A 19,560-nucleotide genomic window follows, 5' to 3' on the forward strand; every position below is an offset into this window, starting at 1 on the left:
CAGCTCTCATTAATAAATCCAGTTCATCAATAAATAAAGCGTACTGATAGAAAAAGCCAGCTTTTTGAGCTGGCTTTTCATTTACTACTTAACTTACTGAGCTATTTATAGCGATTAAACTAAAGCTAGTAAATTATAGTGACAAGATCCATTTTACGATAGTTTTGATATCTTCGTCTTTAACTTGTGGGCTGTTTGCTGGCATTGGCATAGGACCCCAAACACCACTACCACCCGCTTTAACTTTAGCTACTAACTTAGCTTCAGCGCCTTTATCACCTTTGTATTTTGCAGCAACATCTTTATACGCTGGGCCTAAAATTTTTGCATCTACGCTGTGGCATGCTAAACAGCCACTTTTTTGTGCTAATGCTTTAGCATCTTCTGCGTTTGCTTGACCAGCAACTAACATTGAACCAGCCAAAGCGATTGTTAACATTAAAGCTTTCATGCTATCTCCTTGAATTTACACTTAATAATTAGTTTGATTTTTTTTGCAACGAGCTATGATACCTACAATTTTAATTTAAACAAGTGAGCTTTATCAATTACTTAAAGAATACTTAATAAATTAAAGTTTTCATCAAACTTATAACATTATCAATGCTCTGTGAATATGTAACGCCTTTATATATTTGTACGTTGACAGCTTTCGAAACTTTATTAGTTACAGATTAGTTACAGCGTCTCAACAGCATATTCTGCGCTGATTATATGGGTACGCCCAGGGTTAATGACTACCATATTATCCATCGCATTTGTCGTTTCTACACAAACCATTTTGCGCCATTCATCTGCCGTACCCATATCTGCCATTTGTGCAGATTTTTCAGCACCAGGGCTCCACACTACTGTGGTGTCACTACCTGATTTTGAAACATGAATCAGGCGATTGTACCCCTTGTCATGTACCGTACAATCCGAGCTATGGTTGATAAACACACGGTCAAACTCACCGTCAAACGTAAGTGGGTTATGCTCTACATGACGTTCATATTTAAGCATTTTGTCTGAATATACACAATCTTGCAGACCTGTAATTTTCACATTGGCAATGTCACTAATATTTAAATAGGTGTGAAATGCCTCACTAATCACAAATGGATGATCAGCTTTATTTGTCGTGGCTAAATCAACACGTAAACGTCGCCCAACTGTAATCGTCGCGACAAGTGTGTATGGGTATGAAAGCTGACGCTGAGCTTCTGGCGTATCGGCCATTTCCAACATAATACGCGTAGCACCTGTTGGTGTGGCATCGACATCAATCACACGCCAAGGAATAACCCTTGCGAAGCCATGCGGGCAAAAAGTACTGTCTGTTGGATGCGCACCGAACCAAGGCCAGCAAATAGGCACGCCACCGCGTATTGAGCGGCCTTTTACATATCGTGCATTGCTTGAAAGCCATAACACTGGCTCAGTTAAAAACTTGGGTTGCCAAGCCATCACATGCGCGCCTTGTAGGGCAATTTTAGCCGTACACAGCGGGTTATCAACTTCAAGATATTGCAAGCCATTTTCATCTTGCGTTTGCATGACATGCGCATGAAGTTTTAAACGTTTTTTTGTTTGTGGCATGTTTAGCTCTAGTGTTTCTGTATTCATCTTATCCATTACTCTTAGATTACACGGATTAATTAATAGGCTCTATAAATAGATTATAGTTTACTTTTCAATTTGGCTAACATCGCGCACTGCACCGCGTGCCGCGCTGGTGCTCATTGCTGCATAAGCACGCAAGGCAGGAGAAACTGCGCGCACACGACCAACTGGCTTCCAAGCATCTTTACCTTTAGCTACCATTTTGGCGCGACGATGTGACATTTCTTCATCAGAAACAGCTAAATGAATTGTACGATTTGGAATGTCGATTTCAATTGTATCGCCCTCTTCAACCAAACCAATCGCGCCGCCTTCAGCAGCTTCTGGTGATGCATGACCAATACTCAAACCTGACGTACCGCCTGAAAAGCGGCCATCTGTCAGTAGCGCACATACCTTGCCTAAATCTTTAGACTTCAAATATGAAGTTGGATACAGCATTTCTTGCATGCCAGGACCACCACGTGGGCCTTCATAGCGAATCACCACTACATCTCCTGCTACTATTTTATCGGCAAGAATCGCCTCAACTGTAGCATCTTGGCTTTCAAAAATACGTGCGCGACCTGTGAACTTAAGAATACTATCGTCTACACCTGCGGTTTTAACAATACAGCCATCTAAAGCGATATTACCGTACAACACAGCTAAGCCACCATCTTGTGAATAAGCATGGGCTTTGTCACGAATACAGCCTTCTTCGCGGTCATCATCAAGGGTTGGGAAAAGCATACTTTGACTGAAGGCAATCGTGGTAGAAATACCACCTGGTGCTGCGCGGAAGAATTTTTTAACGTCTTCATCTTGTGTGACTTTGATGTCCCATTTATCGAGCGCATCGCCCAAAGTTGCGCTATGCACGGTTGGCGTATCACGATGAATCACACCAGCACGGTCTAACTCGCCTAAAATACCCATCACGCCACCTGCGTGGTGCACGTCTTCCATGTGATATTTTTGTGTAGCTGGCGCCACTTTACATACGCAAGGCACTTTGCGAGAAATATGGTCAATGTCACTCATGGTGAAATCAACCTCTGCCTCATGCGCAGCAGCTAATAAATGTAATACGGTATTGGTTGAGCCACCCATCGCTACATCAAGTGCCATGGCATTTTCAAACGCTTTGATATTAGCAATGCTGCGTGGCAACACTGAGTAATCATCTTGCTCGTAATGGCGTTTTGCCAATTCAACAATCAAACGACCCGCTTTTAAGAACAACTCTTTGCGTGCACCATGCGTGGCAAGTGCAGAGCCATTACCTGGTAGACTTAAACCAAGTGCCTCTGTTAAGCAGTTCATTGAGTTGGCAGTAAACATGCCTGAGCATGAGCCGCAAGTTGGGCAAGCTGAACGCTCAATTGCCTCAGCCTTTTCGTCACTCACTTTGCTATCAGCCGCAGCCACCATGGCATCCACTAAGTCTAGTTTCAAGATTTCGCCTTGCCAGTTTACTTTACCAGCCTCCATTGGACCACCTGAAACAAATACCACAGGAATATTCAAACGTAGCGCCGCCATCAACATGCCGGGCGTGATTTTGTCACAGTTTGAAATACACACCAACGCATCCGCACAGTGCGCATTCACCATGTACTCGACTGAGTCAGCAATCAAATCGCGGCTAGGTAAGCTATACAACATGCCGCCATGACCCATCGCAATACCGTCATCCACAGCAATGGTGTTGAACTCTTTTGCCACGCCGCCTGCACGCTCAATTTCACGCGCAACTAACTGACCTAAGTCTTTAAGGTGTACGTGACCTGGAACAAACTGCGTAAATGAGTTACAAACTGCAATGATAGGTTTATCAAAATCGCCATCTTTCATGCCAGTAGCACGCCATAAGGCGCGTGCCCCTGCCATATTGCGGCCGTGAGTAGTGGTTCGAGAACGATAAACTGGCATAGGTAAAAATCCGTAAAATAATGAGTACTATATGTAAAGTATAATTTTAGACCAGATGGTGAAGCTAGAGCGGATTAAATATGTTTATTTTTTGAGCATCAACATCAAATTATCTAAACCTACAGACTTGCTAAACAAAAACCCCTGAGCATATTGGCAGCCATAACTTTGTAACAAGCAGGCTTGTGCTTCGGTTTCAACGCCTTCGGCAATCAGCTCTTTACCCAAACTATACACCATGGCAACAATGGCTTTTACTAATAAGGCATGGCTACTATTGGTCGTAATTTCGTTAATGAAAGAGCGGTCTATTTTGACTTGATGAATTGGAAATTTGTTCAAATAAGCCAATGCTGAATAGCCTGTACCAAAATCATCGATAGAAATTCTAATGCCTATTTCATCAAAAGCACCTAGCACTCGATGCACTTCATAAGCATCCTGCAAGAGCAATCCCTCGGTGATTTCAAATTTTATCCACGCAGGCTGGCATTTTGTTTCATCCAGCAACGCCTTGATTCGCTGCAAAAAGTTAAGCTCAACAAACTGCCTAGATGAAAGATTAATCGATACTGAAATAAGCGCTGCGCTGGTTTCATTAATGATTTTTGCCGCAATAAAACCTTGCTTGATGACCCACTGCCCAATCTCCACAATGAGCCCAGACTCTTCTGCCACCTGAATAAAAGATGCTGGAGAAACTTCGCCTAATGTAGCACTACTCCAACGACACAAGGCTTCTACGCCAATTAAGCGCTTGGTCTGCATATCAATAATTGGCTGAAACTCTAAGTACAGTTCATGTTTAGCCAGCGCATATCGCAATGCTGTTTCAATTTCTAGTTGATATCTCATATCCTCCGTTAATACTGGTGAGTAGAATTGGCAATTATTTCGGCCTTTTTGTTTGGCCGAGTACATGGCTGAATCAGCATATTTAAGCAAATCATCGACGTCACGACTATCTTTGGGATAACAGGCAACACCGATACTGGCTGAAACAAAATAACCCGAACCTGCAATATAATAGGGCTGAACAACCTGCTCTAATAAACGGGTAGATTTTGCAATCAGTGCTTCGGTGCTTTCGTAGCCATGAATCAATATGGCAAACTCATCACCGCCCATGCGAGCAAAGAAGTAGCTTTCATCCGGACTTTGTTTAATGCGATTAGCCACGCCGATCAATAACTTATCACCCACGGCATGTCCCATGGTGTCGTTAATTGTTTTAAAGTGATCTAAATCCATGATGAGTACGGCAAATGGCGCTTGATTCTGCTCGGCTCGCTCAATCGCTTTATTTAAGGCTTGATTAAAGAATCTGCGGTTCGGTAAATCAGTCAGTACATCATGAAATGCCAAATGCTCAATCGTCTGTCTATACTCGGCATTCTCAGTAATGTCTGTAGCTATGGTTAGCGCACCTGTCACATTGTGATGCTCGTCATACTCGGCAATCAGCCTCACTTGATTGACAGAAAAGGCTTCACCAACCTTAGCGTGCAATTCAAACGACTGCTTCTTTTGTGTTTGCATCACCTGCTTAAGTCGCAGAGTAAACTCCTTGGCAGAGAGATTAAGAATATACGGACTCCATTCCTCTTCAGGTGTTTTATAAAGATAAACTTTGTCTGAAACGCCATATTGCTCATCACAATGCGCACTCACAAAAATACGCTTACAATCCAAGTCATATCGCACAATGGTAATTGGCAGATTCTTCACCAAGGTCATGTAATCTTGCTGCCGTTTGGCCACTTGCGCCTGCAGGTATTGCTCTTTAGTAATATCGCGGGCAAAGCCAACCGTGCCGATCACCTCGTCATTCACAACAACACAAGACTTGAAGGTTTCAGCCCAATGTGTTTCACCGTTATTTTTTACAATTGGCTCCACGACTACTTTACTAATACCCGATTGCATCACCTCTCGATCATCCTCGACATAGCCAGTAGCCGCCTCCGCTGAAAAGTAATCGAAATCCGTTTTACCTTCTAGATCATATACAGAAAGCTGCTTAGCCACCTTAGCAAAAGCATCGTTGCAAGCTAGAAAACGACTCTCTTTATCTTTCATCCAGACCATAAATGGAAAGGTATCCAATAAAGCACGTAAGTAATATTCACGGCGCCTGATTTCCTGACTTTCAATTTGTTTATAGAAACCGTGATCTCGACCGATGGCTAGAACGCCTAAGATTTGATTTTGTTCATCAATGATTGGGGCTATATGCAGTAAATCATAGACATTATATTGCGCCACTGGGCCTACACACTTAAAGTCAAAAGTCGTATTGGTGCGCATATGCATCGCACGCATCATTTGCACATTCACTTCTTGGCAAACGTTATTCCATGCTGTTTCAGCATGGGTGTTAGCATATGCAGCGTCTAAAGCAAGTAGCGCAGGGTTCCTATATACCTGTTTACCATGGGTATCAATCATGCAGATATTATCTTGCGCGAGTAGAAAAAGTCTTTCACATAGGCTTACATAAGCAGCTAAACCTTTGTCCGCCTTTAGATTAATCAATTCTGATGTGTTAATGTAAGCATTTGATTCTGACATAAATATCCCAGACAAAAATTGCATCTAATGTGTTAAATTCAATAAATCGTCTAATTAAAATAGATTGTTATTGATATTCATAATATTTGAACTATACGCCAAGTTTATGGACTTTGACTATGCCAATCTAAACCGCATTCAGAATAGCGATCAGACTTGCAAAGCTTAGCTAAAGAACCTGCTAGAAATAACAAGCTCAAGATCATTACAATTTAATTACCTTTATTTAAACCTTTAACTATTAAAACTTAGGTAAAATTCAAACTTCACTTAATAGCGCACCTCTCATGTTCGTTCACCCTAGTTTTGACCCGATAGCAATTCACCTTAGTAAGTTTGGTATTCACTGGTACGGCCTAATGTACTTAGTAGGATTCTTAGCATTTTTGGGCTTAGGTAAATGGCAAATTAATCACAGAAAATGGCATGGCTGGACCATAGCAATGCTCGATGATGCGCTGTTTTTTGGGGCTTTAGGTGTGATTTTAGGTGGCCGTCTGGGCTACGTTTTGTTTTACCAGTTCAGTTACTTTATCCATCATCCACTAGAGATTTTTGCAGTGTGGCAGGGTGGCATGAGCTTTCATGGCGGCTTTTTAGGCGTATTAGTGGCAATGTGGTTATTTGCACGTAAATACCAAGTTAAATGGCTGAATATTATGGATTTTGTAGCGCCACTTGTACCCATTGGCCTAGGTGCAGGGCGCATGGGCAACTTTATTAATGGTGAACTTTGGGGGCGTGTGACCAATGCTCAATGGGGCATGGTATTCCCTAAAGTGGACAATCTATTGCGTCACCCTTCGCAACTATATGAATTTGGTCTTGAAGGCATCGTACTATTCTCTGCACTTTGGATATATTCATCAAAACCACGCGAAACTGGCGCGGTGTCAGCTTTATTCTTAATTGGTTACGGTAGTTTTAGATTTCTAGCTGAGTATACTCGCGAGCCAGATGCCTATTTAGGCTTGTTGTCGATGGGCTTTAGCATGGGGCAATGGCTAAGTTTGCCGATGATATTACTCGGCATCTGGATGTGGATTCAGGCACAAAAACAACGATTTAATTAGCACACTTAATCGCTTGGTCTTGCCCATGATGAAAATCTAAACCAAGCGATTAAAATCCAACATCTCAATCTAGCGTTACATCTGCAACTCTAAATTTCACATATCACCTCAAATTAATAATATTTATAAATCAATCACTTAATTTTACTCATTTCATGCCGTAAAGATGGTATGTACTTTGCATATTGAATAATGTACATGACCATTTGAGGTGAATGAAAATGAAAAATTTATTTGAAGTAATGTTCAAAAAAGAGTCTGGATTAAGTGATCTCAAGGCTGAGTTTCAACCTTTATATATTAATTCACCTAATTTCTTGAATGCTGTGGATGACTCAGAGCATGAGTTTGAAAAGGCTTCTATTTCTGACGAAATACAACAAGACGAGATGCAAATTGATAACATATATCGTAGTTTGTAGTTTTTTTCTAGCCTTTTGGTATAAAACTACCTGTGCAACTTGTTGTGCTGTTTTGACTGATGACGCGTGACGTCTGCGGTTCTCAGCATTACATGCTTGGTCTTTTGCCCATGCGTACGCTCACGCCATAGCTTGAAAGAACTCAGCTTTAAATGAGCGCGCATCACTTTAATCACACCATCTTGATTTAAGCCAAATTGCGCTTCAATCGCCTCAAAGGCGGTTCTATCTTCCCAAGCCATTTCTATAATGCGTGAAATGTCAGCCTCACTAAAATTTGCACTTAGCAGCAACGTTTGATGCCTTTCCATTTTTTATCTTGCCACTCTTTAAAAAAAGCTTCTCGTGTAAGCGGAGCAATCTCGCCTTCTACAGAATCCTCTTGACCCGCATGATTCTCTGCAAAATGCTTTAAGTATTGCTCATAGGCGTCATCGCCCGTCAGGCGGCGGACATAACGCCAAAAATCTTTTAATTTTTCTAACATATCAATCTCTCACCCAATTCTCTACCAAACGACTTGGCTCACGTGCCACTTCTGTTATAGGTAACACAGGCTTACCGGCTAAATACTTATAGGTGACATAGAGCATGTCAACAATCACTACCCATAGTACGGCAACAAAAAACATCGTTAAATAGGCATCTAGCTGCTGGTTAAATATGAGCTGAGGCGCTACTGCCGCCTTTTCTGCTGGTAGCGCACCTGCAGCCAACTTAGTTGCCAAATCATTTGCCGCAGCAAAAAAACCAACGCGAACGTCATCGCTGAATATTTTTTGCCATGCAGCGCTACTGGTAATAATGACTAGCCACACTAGAGGCAAACCTGTGACCCAAGCATATTTAGCTTTACCAGACTTAACAAAAATTCCTGTTGCTACACATAAGGCAATGGCTGCTAGCATTTGGTTCGCAATACCAAATAATGGCCACAAAATGTTCACACCGCCATTAGGATCTATCACGCCGATATATAAGAAGTAACCCCAGCCAGCGACCACTAGCGCACTGGTGAAAATTACAGATGGCATCCAAGAGGTGCGGCCAAGTTTTGGCCAAATATTACCCAGCATATCTTGCAACATGAATCGTCCAACGCGCGTACCAGCATCTAGCGTGGTAAGAATAAAAATCGCCTCAAACATAATGGCAAAGTGATACCACAGTGCCAACATGCTTTTACCAAAAGCATTACCAAAAATACTGGCCATACCCACCGCTAAACTTGGCGCGCCACCAGTACGGGCAAACAAGCTGCTTTCGCCCATGTCTTTAGCGAGCTGACTCATTTGCTCGACGCTCACCGCAAAACCCCAGCTATTGATTTTGGCAATCGCGTCAATAGCTTCTTTACCCACCACGCCTGCTGGACTGTTAATAGCAAAGAATACGCCAGGCTCTAGCACTGTGGCAGCTATCATCGCCATAATCGCCACAAAGCTTTCTAGCAGCATGGCGCCGTAACCTATCATACGAATATCGCGTTCATTGGCTAAAAGCTTAGGCGTTGTGCCAGATGAAATAAGCGCATGAAAACCTGAGATGGCACCACAAGCAATGGTAATAAATACAAATGGAAATAGCTTGCCGCCAAATATTGGCCCAGTTCCATCCGTAAATTGCGTCATCGCTGGCATATGAATATGCGGCTGCAAAATGATAATCGCAACGGCTAGCAAAGTAACTGTGCCCAACTTCACAAAAGTGGATAAATAATCGCGTGGCGCCAGCAGCAACCATACTGGCATGACTGCCGCCGCAAAACCATAAGCAATAATCACCCAAGCCAACGTTAAGCCTTCGTGATCAAACAAGCCTCGTAAAGATTGGTTGTGCTCTATCCAACCGCCACCAACAACAGCTAATAACAACAAGACTACCCCTAATGCCGAAGCTTCTAACACACGACCTGGGCGGAAGTTACGCATGTAAAAACCCACAATCATGGCGATTGGAATCGTTGCTGCTACAGTAGAAGTCGCCCAAGGACTGTGCTTCATCGCATTGACCACAACTAAACCCAGCACCGCGATCAGAATAATCATGATTAAAAATGTACCAATAAGCGCCGCGGCGCCGCCAATTGGACCAATTTCATCACGCGCCATTTGCCCTAAACTCCGAGCATTACGGCGCGTTGAGAAAAATAAGGTCACCATATCTTGCACCGCGCCGCCTAATACGGCGCCGATGAGAATCCACAACGTGCCGGGTAAATAGCCAAATTGTGCGGCTAAAGTAGGGCCAACCAAAGGCCCAGGCCCTGCGATGGCAGCAAAGTGGTGACCAAACACCACCCATTTATTAGTTGGAATAAAATCACGGCCATTGTCTAACCTCTCAGCAGGCGTAGCGCGGGTTTCATCCACGGTTAATACCGTCGCTGCAATCCAAGCCGCATAAAAACGATACGCAATTGCGTAAATACACAGTGCCGCTGTAATAAACCACATGGCGCTAATGCTTTCGCCGCGATTAAGCGCAATAGCACTCACTGCAGAAACGCCTATAACAAGCACTGCAATCCAGATAATTATTTTGAAATTTTTATGCATAATGACTATTTGAAATAATTAGATTCGCCAAGTATAAATCAGACCTGCTACCACGCTAAAAACTTTATTGGAAACTTTGTATTTGTGAACTTGAGTCGCAATGAACCTAAATGGTTTTCAGTTGCCAGTTATACTGTCATTAATACAACTTAACTGAACCGATAAGCATGCAAGCTACTGATACAAATAAGACAAAAACTGATTTATCTCTCCACGCAAAATCTCCAGCTAAAAAACTATCGTCACTAGCTAATCTTTGGCCATTTTTGCACCCTTATCGTTCACGCGTATTTCTGGCATTTATATTACTGTGTTTAGGTTCCGCCACGCTATTATTGGTACCGCTAGCCTTTAGAGATTTAATCGACTTTGGTTTTGTCACGAAGGCAACTTCTGCAGCTGCTCATCCAGGTTTGATTGGTTCATTAAGCTTAAATGGTCACTTTTTAGTGATGTTCGCGCTGGCGGTATTTTGGGCGCTGATGATTGCATCTCGCTATTACACAGTTTCTTGGGTAGGCGAACGTGCGACAGCTGATTTGCGTAGCGCCGTATATGCTCGAGTCATGACACAATCACCACAGTTCTTTGAGACCACTCAAACTGGCGAAGTGCTTTCTCGCCTCACTGGCGACACCACATTAATTCAAACCGTGGTTGGTAGCTCAATTTCTATGGGTTTACGGAGTTTATTTCAGTTCATTGGTGGCATGGTCATGTTGGCGGTGACTAATTTTTACTTATTTTCACTGAATATTGGCCTAATGTTATTGCTGATATTGCCTATTATTATCATTGGTCGCTCAGTGAAAAAGCTCTCACGTGAATCGCAAGATCGTATAGCCGACAGCTCTGCCATGGCAGGTGAAATACTTAACGCCATGCCGACTGTGCAATCCTATACCCAAGAACAACGCGAGATTGCACGCTTTAGCAAAAGCGCCGACCTTAGTTTTACCACTGCTTTAAAAAGAGTCCGTGTCCGCGCCATGCTGACTATGTTAATGGTCACTGCCGTATTAGGCACAATTATTTTTGTGCTATGGATAGGTGCGCGCCAAGTCAGCGCTGGCACTATGACTGGCGGCGAGCTGGCTAGTTTTGTACTTTACGCCATGATGGTAGCTGGTGCGGTAGGCACAATGGCAGAAGTTTGGGGAGATGTAATGCGAGCAGCAGGCGCAACCGAGCGCTTGCTTGAGCTTTTGCATGCAGAAGTTTCAATTAAAGAATCCACAAATGCACAAAGTCTAATCAACCCAACTCATGCCGCAATTGAATTCAGAAATGTGGTGTTTTACTACCCATCGCGTCCGCAAATTGCCGCTTTAGATAACGTATCACTAAGCATTGCCGCTGGCGAAACGATTGCATTGGTTGGCCCTTCTGGTGCTGGCAAAACCACTTTATTCCAATGTTTGCTCAGGTTTTATGAGGCAAATGCTGGTCAAATCAGTATCAACGGACAAAATATAGATACGCTTAGCTTAAATAGTTTACGAAGTAATATTGCCATTGTGCCGCAAGATGCGGTGATATTCTCAGCCAACGCACTGGAAAATATTCGATATGGCAAACCTGATGCGACTGATGATGAAGTGATTGCCGCAGCCAAAGCCGCCCAAGTAGACGAATTTGTGCATAAACTGCCTGATGGCTACCAAACCTTTTTAGGCGAACGCGGCACCCGTTTATCTGGTGGGCAACGCCAACGTATCGCCATCGCCCGCGCCATCCTTAAAGATGCGCCAATTTTGTTATTAGATGAAGCCACTAGCGCATTGGATGCAGAATCAGAAATACTTGTTCAGCGAGGTTTAAATGCCGCGATGCAAGGCCGCACCACGTTGATGATTGCGCATCGATTAAGCACAGTGCAAAAAGCCAACCGAATTATCGTGCTGGAAAATGGGCGTATTATAGAAATTGGTAGTCCAGCGCAACTACGTGAACAAGGTGGGCTATATTCGCGCTTAGCGGCACTTCAACTAGCTTAATTCGATGCCGATATTGCTCCACAGATAAAGACTCCTGTGGGTTTATTAAGCTTAGATTAAACACAACTTTGCACTTGGTTAAATTAAGCCTGACGCGATATTGATTGTTAAAGCCACTAAAGTGGTATTAAAAAAGAAAGCTAAAATGCAATGCACCAACCCTGTTTGGCGCATCTTTCTATTTGTAAAACTTACATCTGCCGTCTGGCCTGAAGTTCCTATTACGCAAGCGAAATAAAGAAAATCGCTATATTCAGGCATGGCTGTTCCTGGGAACGTCAAACCACCTGAATCACTACGTTCTTTAGATACATAAAAATCGTGAGCATAATGTAACGCAAACATGACTTGAGTAAATGTCCATGAAGACATAATAGTGAGCACTGCTAGAGTGATATGAGCATAACGTAGCATGCCGTGCATATCTTTCACTACTGACAACTCTGCAACAATGGCGCCAATTGCCACGATTGCGGCTATAACCACCATACCCAAAATTACCAGTCTTCCATCATCTTGCTCGATCGCTCTGGTGCGGACTCTTTCGCGGGTGGTCCAAAACATCATCCTGAAGGCAAAAATCAAATAAAGCCATGCGCCAGCATTCCAGCCGATAATTGCGCGCGTCACTGTATGAAGAGCAAAAGACTGCGGCAGAAAAATGGCTACCAACACCCCGAAAATAATTGAAATGAATAATCGTGGTCGTAAATACACGATACGAAGTATTTTTGGCCAAGGTGTTTTTTGTAAGTTTGCTGACGTTGATTGTTTTTTCATTCATTAGCTTCGAGTTAAGTTAAATTCCAAACCAAGCACATATACCGAAACCTATCCCAATAGCAGCACAAGTGATACTCGCATATTGCAACCACTTTCTACGTGTGAGTAATGCAATTGCAGCAAGTGATATGGCTATCTGTAAAGCAGTCGTACCAGTAGCCCAGCGATGATGGAGATGCATAGAATGCTCTGACTGCACGTCAGCCTGATGACTTAATGTTTCGAAACCCTCAGCTTTCTTTTTGATGTCAGATTTCTCAGCACTAAAGCGTTTAGCGTCATTGATACTTTCATCGTGATCTTTGCCAGTGGTTAATTTAACTGTCAACTCAGCTAAGCTTTGTTTATTGCTTTTAGCCTGATAAAAATTCCACTGATCTGACGCGTTAGTCTTCTGAATAGACGCTTCATTTTTAAAAATAATCGCTTCGCCCAATGTGACACTAGCTTCATAAGAAAGTATGGCGCCAATAGTAGCCATCACAGCAGTCATCACCGCAAGCCTAGCGTTAAAGCCGTTACTTTCTTCATTGGCTTCTAAAACCTCTTCATGCGGACCTTTTACTTCAAACTCTTCACTCATTTTTGCCCTTTAGATACCAATTCTGACAGCTTAAAACAGCTTAATTAGCTCCAGTCATCACTTCCTGAAGCATCATCCCATGACGAACTGTCTGCAATACCGAAGTCTGTACCACCCATATCATTTTTATTTTCTGGCCAATCACTTGCCTGTGCAGTATTGATAAGGTCATTATTGCTGCGCTCACCATCAGTAAAATGGTGCATGATTGCTTCGCCTGCAACCATGCCGACACCGACTGCAGCGCCTGTTGCCAACCCACTCATGATCGTCGAACCTAAGCCGCCACTTGCTTGCCCCATTGGGGGAGCTGATGCCCCATATTGCGATGAGTTAAGATTGGAATTATTAGGGTAATAGTTCACAGGCACCATATCAGCATTACGCTTAGTCATCCATTTTGCAGCTAAGTAAATAAATGCAATTAAGCCGACCATCAATAAAATCATTCCCCATGGTGTTGCACCACTACTTGCTGACTGGAAATTATGGTTGCTAGGTATTTGAGAAACTGGATGAGCTGTCGATATTTGTGCTTTAAGTTTTTCTAATGCTTGAGGTTTAACAAACGATAAATTAGGTTGCAAACGCTCCGCAATAGTTAACTCATCTTGAGCACCTGTGTAGCGTCCTTGTTTCGCTAACAACTCAGCTTCTACAAAATGCGCTTTAGCACTATTTGGATGATCATGCAGCACTTTATCCATCATAGATTGTGCCTCATTAATTTTACCAGCTTCCGCGGCGAGGTAAACCTGATGCATCGAAGCATCATCAGCGGAAAATGCTGGTACTGTAAATGAGATTGATAGCGCTATTGCTGCGGTCTGTACTAATGACTTTATATTCATATGCAAGCTCCTATACAAAAATTAATATATTGCATATTAAGCTTGCATGCTTACAAAAGGCTTACACTGACTTTCTTGTAAATTCTAATTTGACGATTTTGGTCATCGCGCATTAGCTACATCAATCGAATCATCATCAATATCGCGATCAATAAACTCATACTAGCGAATATCAGTTTTGATTTTCTCAATGTAATTTTGTTGGCATAACCTCGACCTAACAAGCTGCCGAGAAGCGTAGCGCTAACAAACGGCACCGCAACTACCCAATTAATTGCGTTATAACCTGCATAGGATATAACACCCACCATAGAAACTAATGCGGTCATGGCCAGCGCGGTGGCAACAACCATACGGTTTTCCATATTACTCATTTTTTGCATAGTAGGCACAACAACAAAGCCGCCACCAACACCTAGCAAACCAGATAATAATCCAGCAACTGAGCCAGTTAAAAGTAGACGCTTCGTGCAAGAGGCTGTCCAAAATAGTTTTGAGGTAGAAGGATTTATTTCACATGGTGTTACTTGAGGTTTAAATAAATGCCCTTGTGGGTTACGGACTTTATTTGAGGTAGTGAATGCATTTAGCGAAACATACAGCAAGACTAAAATAAACATCATCTGTAAAAAAGTGGCTGAAACTTGATGGGCAAGCACAACGCCTATCGGTGACATAACAACGCCCATTAAGGCTAACAGGCTAGCTGCTTTATACCTCACTACTCCCTGCTTTATCCCTATGACGCTAGAAACACCTGCAGCAAGAGATACTGCGAGCAATCCAATTGGCGCGGCTTCACGCATTCCTAAATGCATGAATATCACTAATAAAGGTAACGATAATATTGCGCCGCCAGCGCCAGTAACCGACATGACAAAACCCACAAATAAGCCAAGTAGAATTGCGACTACGTTGATGTCTAGCATTTTATGTTGAGGCTAAGTGAAAAAGCGTAGACGCACGATTTCCTGTTCGACAGAATCCTAATATTGGTTTGGGCGCATCATCAAATGCCTGTTTAAATTTGGCAATATTTTCAGGCGTTATTTGATTGGGAATCACAGGAATATACGCATAAGAAATTCCGTATATTTTTGCAAAAGCCTCTATTTCAGTGCTAGTTGGCTGCTCGCTACCGCCTTCAAAATCTGGGCGATTGTTGATAATAGTTTTGAAACCTAAACCCGCGATTTCGCCAATATCATCCATATGAATTTGGCTGGTAAAGCTAAAATCTTTATTTAACTGATTAATTATTAATGTCATTTTTGTTTTCCTGATTGCATGCAAATTTCTTGGTAAAGCACTTTCATAATGGCTAATGCGGAAGAGCTCGAAATCATGTAATAAATATTTTTTCCTTCGCGACGAGTGCTGACCAAGTCCGCACCTCTAAGCACTGTGAGTTGCTGAGATAAGGTTGGCTGTTTAATCTGCAGAAGCTCCTCTAACTCGCCTACTGACTTTTCACCCTGTGATAACTGGCAAAGCAACATTAAACGATCACTATTACCCATCGTTTTCAACAACATGGTCGCTTTATCTGCTGAGGCTCTTAATTCGTCAAAATTTAACTCTTCTGTGTGCATTTTTTAATACATAAAAATATAATATATATAATTATATAATGTTGTTATACAATACAGCAAGTGCTTATTAATGTAATTAAAGGAGATATCATGTTTAAGCAATTTTATGATCAAACTTCATCAACCCTCACCTATTTACTCACTGATTCAGATAGTAAAAAGGCCGTATTAATTGACCCAGTTACTGAAAATATTGAACAGTATCTATATGTGATTAAAGCAAATCAATTTGAGCTGCTGTATTCGCTAGAAACACATGTACATGCCGATCACATTACGGCTGGGGGTAGACTCAAAAACATCACCAATGCAAAAACTGCTGTAAGTAAAGACTGTGGTGCAGATACTGCCGACATTCAGCTTAAAGATAATGATGTCATTTCTTTTGGTAATGAAACAATTAAAGTCATTGCCACACCTGGGCATACGGCTGGCAGCGTTAGTTTTTTGTGGAAAGATCGCTTGTTTACTGGAGACAGCTTAATGATCAATGGTTGCGGTAGAACAGACTTCCAAAGTGGTGACGCAGGTCAACTTTATGAATGCATAACTACGAGATTATTCACTTTGCCTGATGAAACATTGGTTTTTCCAGGCCATGACTATAATGGCAGAAGAGTCAGTTCGATTGCACAAGAGAAACTCACAAATCAGCGTTTAGCTAACAAAACTAAGGACGAATTCATTAGCATCATGAATCACTTAAACCTACCGAAACCTCACTTAATGGACATTGCTGTCCCTGCAAACCGCAAATGCGGCGTGCCTGAGCCGCAGCAAGGATAATTTATAATGAGCGACCTAACCTTTATTTCACCGCTAGTTGGTGGATTATTAATCGGACTTTCTGCGGCAATACTCATTCTTACTAGTGGGAAAATTGCTGGCATCAGTGGAATTGTTGGTGCCTTAATGCAAGTTAAAAACACGCCAAAAGATCATTATCTATGGAGGATTTTATTTATAGCTGGCTTGCTTTCGTCTAGTTATGTTTATAAGTTTTTTGCACCATTACCCACTTCTGAAATCTCAGCCTCAAATTCAACTCTAATTATTGCAGGTCTTCTGGTTGGATTTGGAACAAGAATGAGCTCAGGCTGTACCAGCGGTCACGGCATTTGCGGACTTAGTAGATTATCAGTTCGCTCTTTAGTCGCAACCATCAGTTTCATGGTGACTGGTGTAATCATTTGTTACTTACTACTTCACTGGACAAAATTTTGAAAAACATTCTCACACTCTTAGCTGGGCTTATATTTGGCATAGGCTTGATACTTTCTGGGATGACAAACCCTGCAAACATCATTAGTTTTTTAGATGTCACTGGCAAATGGAATCCAAATTTAGCTTTTGTGATGATAGGCGCTATATTGATTGGTTTTTTTGCTTTTAGGCGTGCTGAAAATAAGCCTTTAACTGTTTTTAATGAGGCAATTCACTTGCCTGGCAAAACACACATCACAAAAGAGCTCATTATTGGTAGTGTATTATTTGGAGCTGGCTGGGGCTTAGCTGGGTTTTGCCCAGGGCCAGCAATTGTTGCATTTGGCGCAGGGTTAAAAGAAGCGTGGATATTTGTCGCAGCAATGCTTATTGGTATGATTTTGCACGACCAGATATATTTGAAATTAGCGCAGTTAAAACATTAAACATAATGAGCTTTAAACTCAGAATAACCACCAACCTAGCCACGTTGCTGCAACTTGTATGATTAATCCAGGCACCACTTGAAGTGCAAATGCCTTGCCACCACCCGCGATGGATGCGACTATTTTGGATAAAGTATTGACTGAAAAAGCAACGAGTATAGGAATGACAGCATTGGCTGCACTTAGGTTACCAGCAGCGGCCAAGGAAGCAACAGAAATTGTTGAAGCATGCACGTCTGCCAGCCCTGCGACTGCCGATGCAACGACGAGCCCCGCTTGACCAAACCATGCCTTCAGCGCCGCGGAAGCAATCAATACAACTGCAATGACCGCAGCCAAGATGAGTGCAGTTTTAACACTAAAGGATCGGGTTGGCTTGGTCATTTCTGCGCCATGGTGATGGAATGAACTTAGCGTGACTAACAAGCCATAAACTGCTATCGAAACACCGCTAAAAATCAGTGGTACAGCTAAAGCTTGTAATGTTGGCCTATGAATTGCGGCAAGCAATAGAGTTAACTGCAAAACAGTAGAAAGGCAGGACAATAAAGCGCCTGATACCGCCGAACCCATTAAAGCTGGTATTTCTTTAGCGCGCTCACCCATTGCTCCTATCGTCGCAATGCTAGAAATAAAACCAGAAACCAAACCCACTATTGGCAAGCCTATACGCCCACCAAGCAAGCGTAATCCAAGGTGACCCAGCGCACTAATAAACATCACTAATATTACAATTAACCAAAGATTTCTCGGATTGATTGCATTAAATGGCCCAATAAGTTCATTTGGCACTAATGGCAACACAATCAGCGTAGCTGCCGCAAGTATTAAAAAATCATTCAACTCATCTTTAGTCACAGTTCCGCGAACAAAACCATGAATAGGCTCTTTTGCAGCTAGTAGTATGGATGCTGTTACCGCAAGGCTAGCAGCTAAAGACGGGGCAGTAAGCGCTAACCCACCTAGGATCAACGTAAAAATTAGTGTGATCTCTGTCGTTAATCCGGGGTGCTTATTGACTCTCACCGCATAGGAAATGGCAGCAAAAACAGTGACACTGACGACTGCGACAACTAACAGCCAAAAACTAATGATTGTACTTACCGCGCCAAGCAAGGAGGCAATAGTAAAAGTACGTATTCCCGCTAACGACCTATCAGGATCGACACCTTTACTACGTTCACGCTCGGTACCCACTAAAAGCCCTATACCTAAAGACACGGCCAAGTTCAGCCAAAGTGAGTTATTAATTAAAATGTGTTCCATCAACCTAGTTTACAACAACCCGCGTTCAACGAATGAAAGCGTAGTATTGCCAGCAACAATAAAATGATCTAATACCCTTACATCCACTAGCGACAAGGCTTCTTTTAATTGCTTTGTGATTAACTCATCAGCCTGGCTTTGCTGAGCAATGCCAGAGGGATGATTATGCGCAAAAATCACGCTGGCAGCATTATGGTGCAATGCGCGTTTAACGACTTCTCTCGGGTATACACTAGTTTGCGTGAGTGTGCCGCTGAACATTTCTTCAGTCGTCACTACTCTATTTTGTGCATCTAAAAACAAGACAAAAAATACTTCACGCGTCAGATTGCCTAATTTCAAACAAAGGTAATCACGCACTTGCTTGGGTGAACTGAGTATATCTTTCACTTGCATTTGCTCGTTTAGGGCGCGGCGGCTCATTTCAAAAATGGCTTGTAATTGCACATATTTACTAGTGCCTATGCCGTGTACTTGCGTTAATTCACTCACTTGTGCAGCAAAAATGCCGTTTAAGCTGCCAAACTGCGTGAGCAAATCGCGTGCTAAGTCTACCGCACTTTTACCCGTTACCCCCACACGTAAAAAAATGGCGAGCAGTTCAGCATCAGAAAGCGCTTCTACGCCAAGCTCTAATAGCTTTTCACGTGGACGCTCGCTTGCAGGCCAATCGGTAATTGCCATATTTACTCCTTC

General features: G+C 42.5%; 21 protein-coding genes. 6 read left to right on the top strand and 15 right to left on the bottom strand.

The window, feature by feature from the left end; translation table 11 throughout:
* Nucleotides 1-133: 133 nt before the first annotated feature.
* The 4 genes from PSU78_RS07815 to PSU78_RS07830 form a co-directional block, all read right to left on the bottom strand.
* Nucleotides 134-451 (bottom strand): c-type cytochrome, encoded by a 318-nt coding sequence (locus PSU78_RS07815; RefSeq protein WP_300386766.1) that lies wholly within the window; start codon nt 449-451, stop codon nt 134-136.
* A 227-nt stretch (nt 452-678) separates the two neighbouring features.
* Complete coding sequence (locus tag PSU78_RS07820) at nt 679-1,608, bottom strand: D-hexose-6-phosphate mutarotase (RefSeq protein WP_300386769.1); 930 nt, start codon at nt 1,606-1,608, stop codon at nt 679-681.
* A gap of 60 nt (nt 1,609-1,668) precedes the next feature.
* A complete protein-coding gene (gene ilvD, locus PSU78_RS07825) occupies nt 1,669-3,519 on the bottom strand; it encodes a dihydroxy-acid dehydratase (RefSeq protein ID WP_300386772.1) in 1,851 nt (616 codons plus the stop codon).
* A gap of 84 nt (nt 3,520-3,603) precedes the next feature.
* Nucleotides 3,604-6,090 carry an EAL domain-containing protein gene (locus PSU78_RS07830; RefSeq protein ID WP_300386775.1) on the bottom strand — a complete coding sequence of 829 codons (2,487 nt, stop codon included), beginning with the start codon at nt 6,088-6,090 and terminating at the stop codon, nt 3,604-3,606.
* A 287-nt stretch (nt 6,091-6,377) separates the two neighbouring features.
* On the opposite strand from PSU78_RS07830, the gene lgt reads away from it, so the two are divergent.
* Together lgt and PSU78_RS07840 are read left to right on the top strand one after the other, a co-directional pair.
* Complete coding sequence (gene lgt / locus PSU78_RS07835; protein ID WP_300386778.1) at nt 6,378-7,163, top strand: prolipoprotein diacylglyceryl transferase; 786 nt, start codon at nt 6,378-6,380, stop codon at nt 7,161-7,163.
* Between the two features lie 221 nt (nt 7,164-7,384).
* On the top strand, nt 7,385-7,585 hold the full coding sequence (locus tag PSU78_RS07840) for a hypothetical protein (RefSeq protein WP_300386781.1): 201 nt from the start codon (nt 7,385-7,387) through the stop codon (nt 7,583-7,585).
* A 26-nt stretch (nt 7,586-7,611) separates the two neighbouring features.
* Here PSU78_RS07840 and PSU78_RS07845 read toward each other — a convergent pair whose 3' ends face one another.
* The 3 genes from PSU78_RS07845 to PSU78_RS07855 are packed head-to-tail and all read right to left on the bottom strand — an operon-like array spanning nt 7,612 to nt 10,143.
* Complete coding sequence (locus PSU78_RS07845; RefSeq protein ID WP_300386784.1) at nt 7,612-7,896, bottom strand: TIGR03643 family protein; 285 nt, start codon at nt 7,894-7,896, stop codon at nt 7,612-7,614.
* Nucleotides 7,869-8,072, bottom strand: coding sequence for a YbdD/YjiX family protein (locus PSU78_RS07850; RefSeq protein WP_300386786.1), 204 nt, complete (start codon nt 8,070-8,072; stop codon nt 7,869-7,871). Before PSU78_RS07850 ends, PSU78_RS07845 begins: the two co-directional genes overlap by 28 nt.
* 1 nt (nt 8,073) lies before the next feature.
* Nucleotides 8,074-10,143, bottom strand: coding sequence for a carbon starvation CstA family protein (locus PSU78_RS07855; RefSeq protein WP_300386789.1), 2,070 nt, complete (start codon nt 10,141-10,143; stop codon nt 8,074-8,076).
* Nucleotides 10,144-10,310: 167 nt separating this feature from the next.
* On the opposite strand from PSU78_RS07855, the gene PSU78_RS07860 reads away from it, so the two are divergent.
* Nucleotides 10,311-12,140, top strand: a complete 1,830-nt coding sequence (locus PSU78_RS07860) for an ABC transporter transmembrane domain-containing protein (RefSeq protein WP_300386791.1) — start codon at nt 10,311-10,313, stop codon at nt 12,138-12,140.
* A 78-nt stretch (nt 12,141-12,218) separates the two neighbouring features.
* Here the strand turns inward: PSU78_RS07860 and PSU78_RS07865 are convergent, their stop codons facing one another.
* The 6 genes from PSU78_RS07865 to PSU78_RS07890 form a co-directional block, all read right to left on the bottom strand.
* A complete protein-coding gene (locus tag PSU78_RS07865) occupies nt 12,219-12,920 on the bottom strand; it encodes a DUF1345 domain-containing protein (protein WP_300386794.1) in 702 nt (233 codons plus the stop codon).
* A gap of 19 nt (nt 12,921-12,939) precedes the next feature.
* A complete protein-coding gene (locus PSU78_RS07870; RefSeq protein ID WP_300386797.1) occupies nt 12,940-13,506 on the bottom strand; it encodes a DUF4337 domain-containing protein in 567 nt (188 codons plus the stop codon).
* Nucleotides 13,507-13,550: 44 nt separating this feature from the next.
* Nucleotides 13,551-14,357, bottom strand: a complete 807-nt coding sequence (locus PSU78_RS07875; RefSeq protein WP_300386800.1) for a tetratricopeptide repeat protein — start codon at nt 14,355-14,357, stop codon at nt 13,551-13,553.
* 116 nt (nt 14,358-14,473) lie between these two features.
* The gene (locus tag PSU78_RS07880) at nt 14,474-15,286 is read right to left on the bottom strand and encodes a sulfite exporter TauE/SafE family protein (protein WP_300386803.1); all 813 of its coding nucleotides are present in this window, start codon (nt 15,284-15,286) and stop codon (nt 14,474-14,476) included.
* A 1-nt stretch (nt 15,287) separates the two neighbouring features.
* Nucleotides 15,288-15,626 (bottom strand): TIGR01244 family sulfur transferase, encoded by a 339-nt coding sequence (locus PSU78_RS07885; protein ID WP_300386806.1) that lies wholly within the window; start codon nt 15,624-15,626, stop codon nt 15,288-15,290.
* Nucleotides 15,623-15,949, bottom strand: a complete 327-nt coding sequence (locus PSU78_RS07890; protein WP_300386808.1) for a helix-turn-helix transcriptional regulator — start codon at nt 15,947-15,949, stop codon at nt 15,623-15,625. Before PSU78_RS07890 ends, PSU78_RS07885 begins: the two co-directional genes overlap by 4 nt.
* A gap of 90 nt (nt 15,950-16,039) precedes the next feature.
* Here PSU78_RS07890 and PSU78_RS07895 point away from each other — a divergent pair, with 90 nt between their 5' ends.
* From PSU78_RS07895 to PSU78_RS07905, 3 genes are read left to right on the top strand one after another with little or no spacing between them, the layout of a single operon-like run.
* Nucleotides 16,040-16,735, top strand: a complete 696-nt coding sequence (locus PSU78_RS07895) for an MBL fold metallo-hydrolase (protein WP_300386811.1) — start codon at nt 16,040-16,042, stop codon at nt 16,733-16,735.
* Nucleotides 16,736-16,741: 6 nt separating this feature from the next.
* Nucleotides 16,742-17,173 carry a YeeE/YedE family protein gene (locus tag PSU78_RS07900; protein WP_300386814.1) on the top strand — a complete coding sequence of 144 codons (432 nt, stop codon included), beginning with the start codon at nt 16,742-16,744 and terminating at the stop codon, nt 17,171-17,173.
* Nucleotides 17,170-17,598 carry a DUF6691 family protein gene (locus PSU78_RS07905; RefSeq protein WP_300386817.1) on the top strand — a complete coding sequence of 143 codons (429 nt, stop codon included), beginning with the start codon at nt 17,170-17,172 and terminating at the stop codon, nt 17,596-17,598. The genes PSU78_RS07900 and PSU78_RS07905 overlap by 4 nt, the downstream gene beginning before the upstream one ends.
* Nucleotides 17,599-17,616: 18 nt before the next feature.
* On the opposite strand, the gene PSU78_RS07910 is transcribed toward PSU78_RS07905, so the two are convergent.
* Both PSU78_RS07910 and radC read right to left on the bottom strand, forming a co-directional pair.
* Nucleotides 17,617-18,864: a DUF4010 domain-containing protein gene (locus PSU78_RS07910; protein WP_300386820.1), complete on the bottom strand. Its 1,248-nt coding sequence runs from the start codon at nt 18,862-18,864 to the stop codon at nt 17,617-17,619.
* 9 nt (nt 18,865-18,873) lie between these two features.
* Complete coding sequence (gene radC, locus PSU78_RS07915; RefSeq protein WP_300386823.1) at nt 18,874-19,548, bottom strand: DNA repair protein RadC; 675 nt, start codon at nt 19,546-19,548, stop codon at nt 18,874-18,876.
* Between the last annotated feature and the right edge of the window lie 12 nt (nt 19,549-19,560).

The sequence above is a fragment of the Methylotenera sp. genome (assembly GCF_029945705.1).
Classification (GTDB): domain Bacteria; phylum Pseudomonadota; class Gammaproteobacteria; order Burkholderiales; family Methylophilaceae; genus Methylotenera.

What these genes read in the sequence shown, in the direction of transcription:
- PSU78_RS07910 (WP_300386820.1), bottom strand. Translation starts at nt 18,864, where the DNA reads ATGGAACACATTTTAATTAATAACTCACTTTGGCTGAACTTGGCCGTG.
- PSU78_RS07900 (WP_300386814.1), top strand. Translation starts at nt 16,742, where the DNA reads ATGAGCGACCTAACCTTTATTTCACCGCTAGTTGGTGGATTATTAATC.
- PSU78_RS07855 (WP_300386789.1), bottom strand. Translation starts at nt 10,143, where the DNA reads ATGCATAAAAATTTCAAAATAATTATCTGGATTGCAGTGCTTGTTATA.
- PSU78_RS07850 (WP_300386786.1), bottom strand. Translation starts at nt 8,072, where the DNA reads ATGTTAGAAAAATTAAAAGATTTTTGGCGTTATGTCCGCCGCCTGACG.
- PSU78_RS07885 (WP_300386806.1), bottom strand. Translation starts at nt 15,626, where the DNA reads ATGACATTAATAATTAATCAGTTAAATAAAGATTTTAGCTTTACCAGC.
- lgt (WP_300386778.1), top strand. Translation starts at nt 6,378, where the DNA reads ATGTTCGTTCACCCTAGTTTTGACCCGATAGCAATTCACCTTAGTAAG.
- PSU78_RS07870 (WP_300386797.1), bottom strand. Translation starts at nt 13,506, where the DNA reads ATGAGTGAAGAGTTTGAAGTAAAAGGTCCGCATGAAGAGGTTTTAGAA.
- PSU78_RS07860 (WP_300386791.1), top strand. Translation starts at nt 10,311, where the DNA reads ATGCAAGCTACTGATACAAATAAGACAAAAACTGATTTATCTCTCCAC.
- ilvD (WP_300386772.1), bottom strand. Translation starts at nt 3,519, where the DNA reads ATGCCAGTTTATCGTTCTCGAACCACTACTCACGGCCGCAATATGGCA.
- PSU78_RS07865 (WP_300386794.1), bottom strand. Translation starts at nt 12,920, where the DNA reads ATGAAAAAACAATCAACGTCAGCAAACTTACAAAAAACACCTTGGCCA.
- PSU78_RS07880 (WP_300386803.1), bottom strand. Translation starts at nt 15,286, where the DNA reads ATGCTAGACATCAACGTAGTCGCAATTCTACTTGGCTTATTTGTGGGT.
- PSU78_RS07820 (WP_300386769.1), bottom strand. Translation starts at nt 1,608, where the DNA reads ATGAATACAGAAACACTAGAGCTAAACATGCCACAAACAAAAAAACGT.
- PSU78_RS07875 (WP_300386800.1), bottom strand. Translation starts at nt 14,357, where the DNA reads ATGAATATAAAGTCATTAGTACAGACCGCAGCAATAGCGCTATCAATC.
- radC (WP_300386823.1), bottom strand. Translation starts at nt 19,548, where the DNA reads ATGGCAATTACCGATTGGCCTGCAAGCGAGCGTCCACGTGAAAAGCTA.
- PSU78_RS07895 (WP_300386811.1), top strand. Translation starts at nt 16,040, where the DNA reads ATGTTTAAGCAATTTTATGATCAAACTTCATCAACCCTCACCTATTTA.
- PSU78_RS07845 (WP_300386784.1), bottom strand. Translation starts at nt 7,896, where the DNA reads ATGGAAAGGCATCAAACGTTGCTGCTAAGTGCAAATTTTAGTGAGGCT.
- PSU78_RS07890 (WP_300386808.1), bottom strand. Translation starts at nt 15,949, where the DNA reads ATGCACACAGAAGAGTTAAATTTTGACGAATTAAGAGCCTCAGCAGAT.
- PSU78_RS07840 (WP_300386781.1), top strand. Translation starts at nt 7,385, where the DNA reads ATGAAAAATTTATTTGAAGTAATGTTCAAAAAAGAGTCTGGATTAAGT.
- PSU78_RS07830 (WP_300386775.1), bottom strand. Translation starts at nt 6,090, where the DNA reads ATGTCAGAATCAAATGCTTACATTAACACATCAGAATTGATTAATCTA.
- PSU78_RS07815 (WP_300386766.1), bottom strand. Translation starts at nt 451, where the DNA reads ATGAAAGCTTTAATGTTAACAATCGCTTTGGCTGGTTCAATGTTAGTT.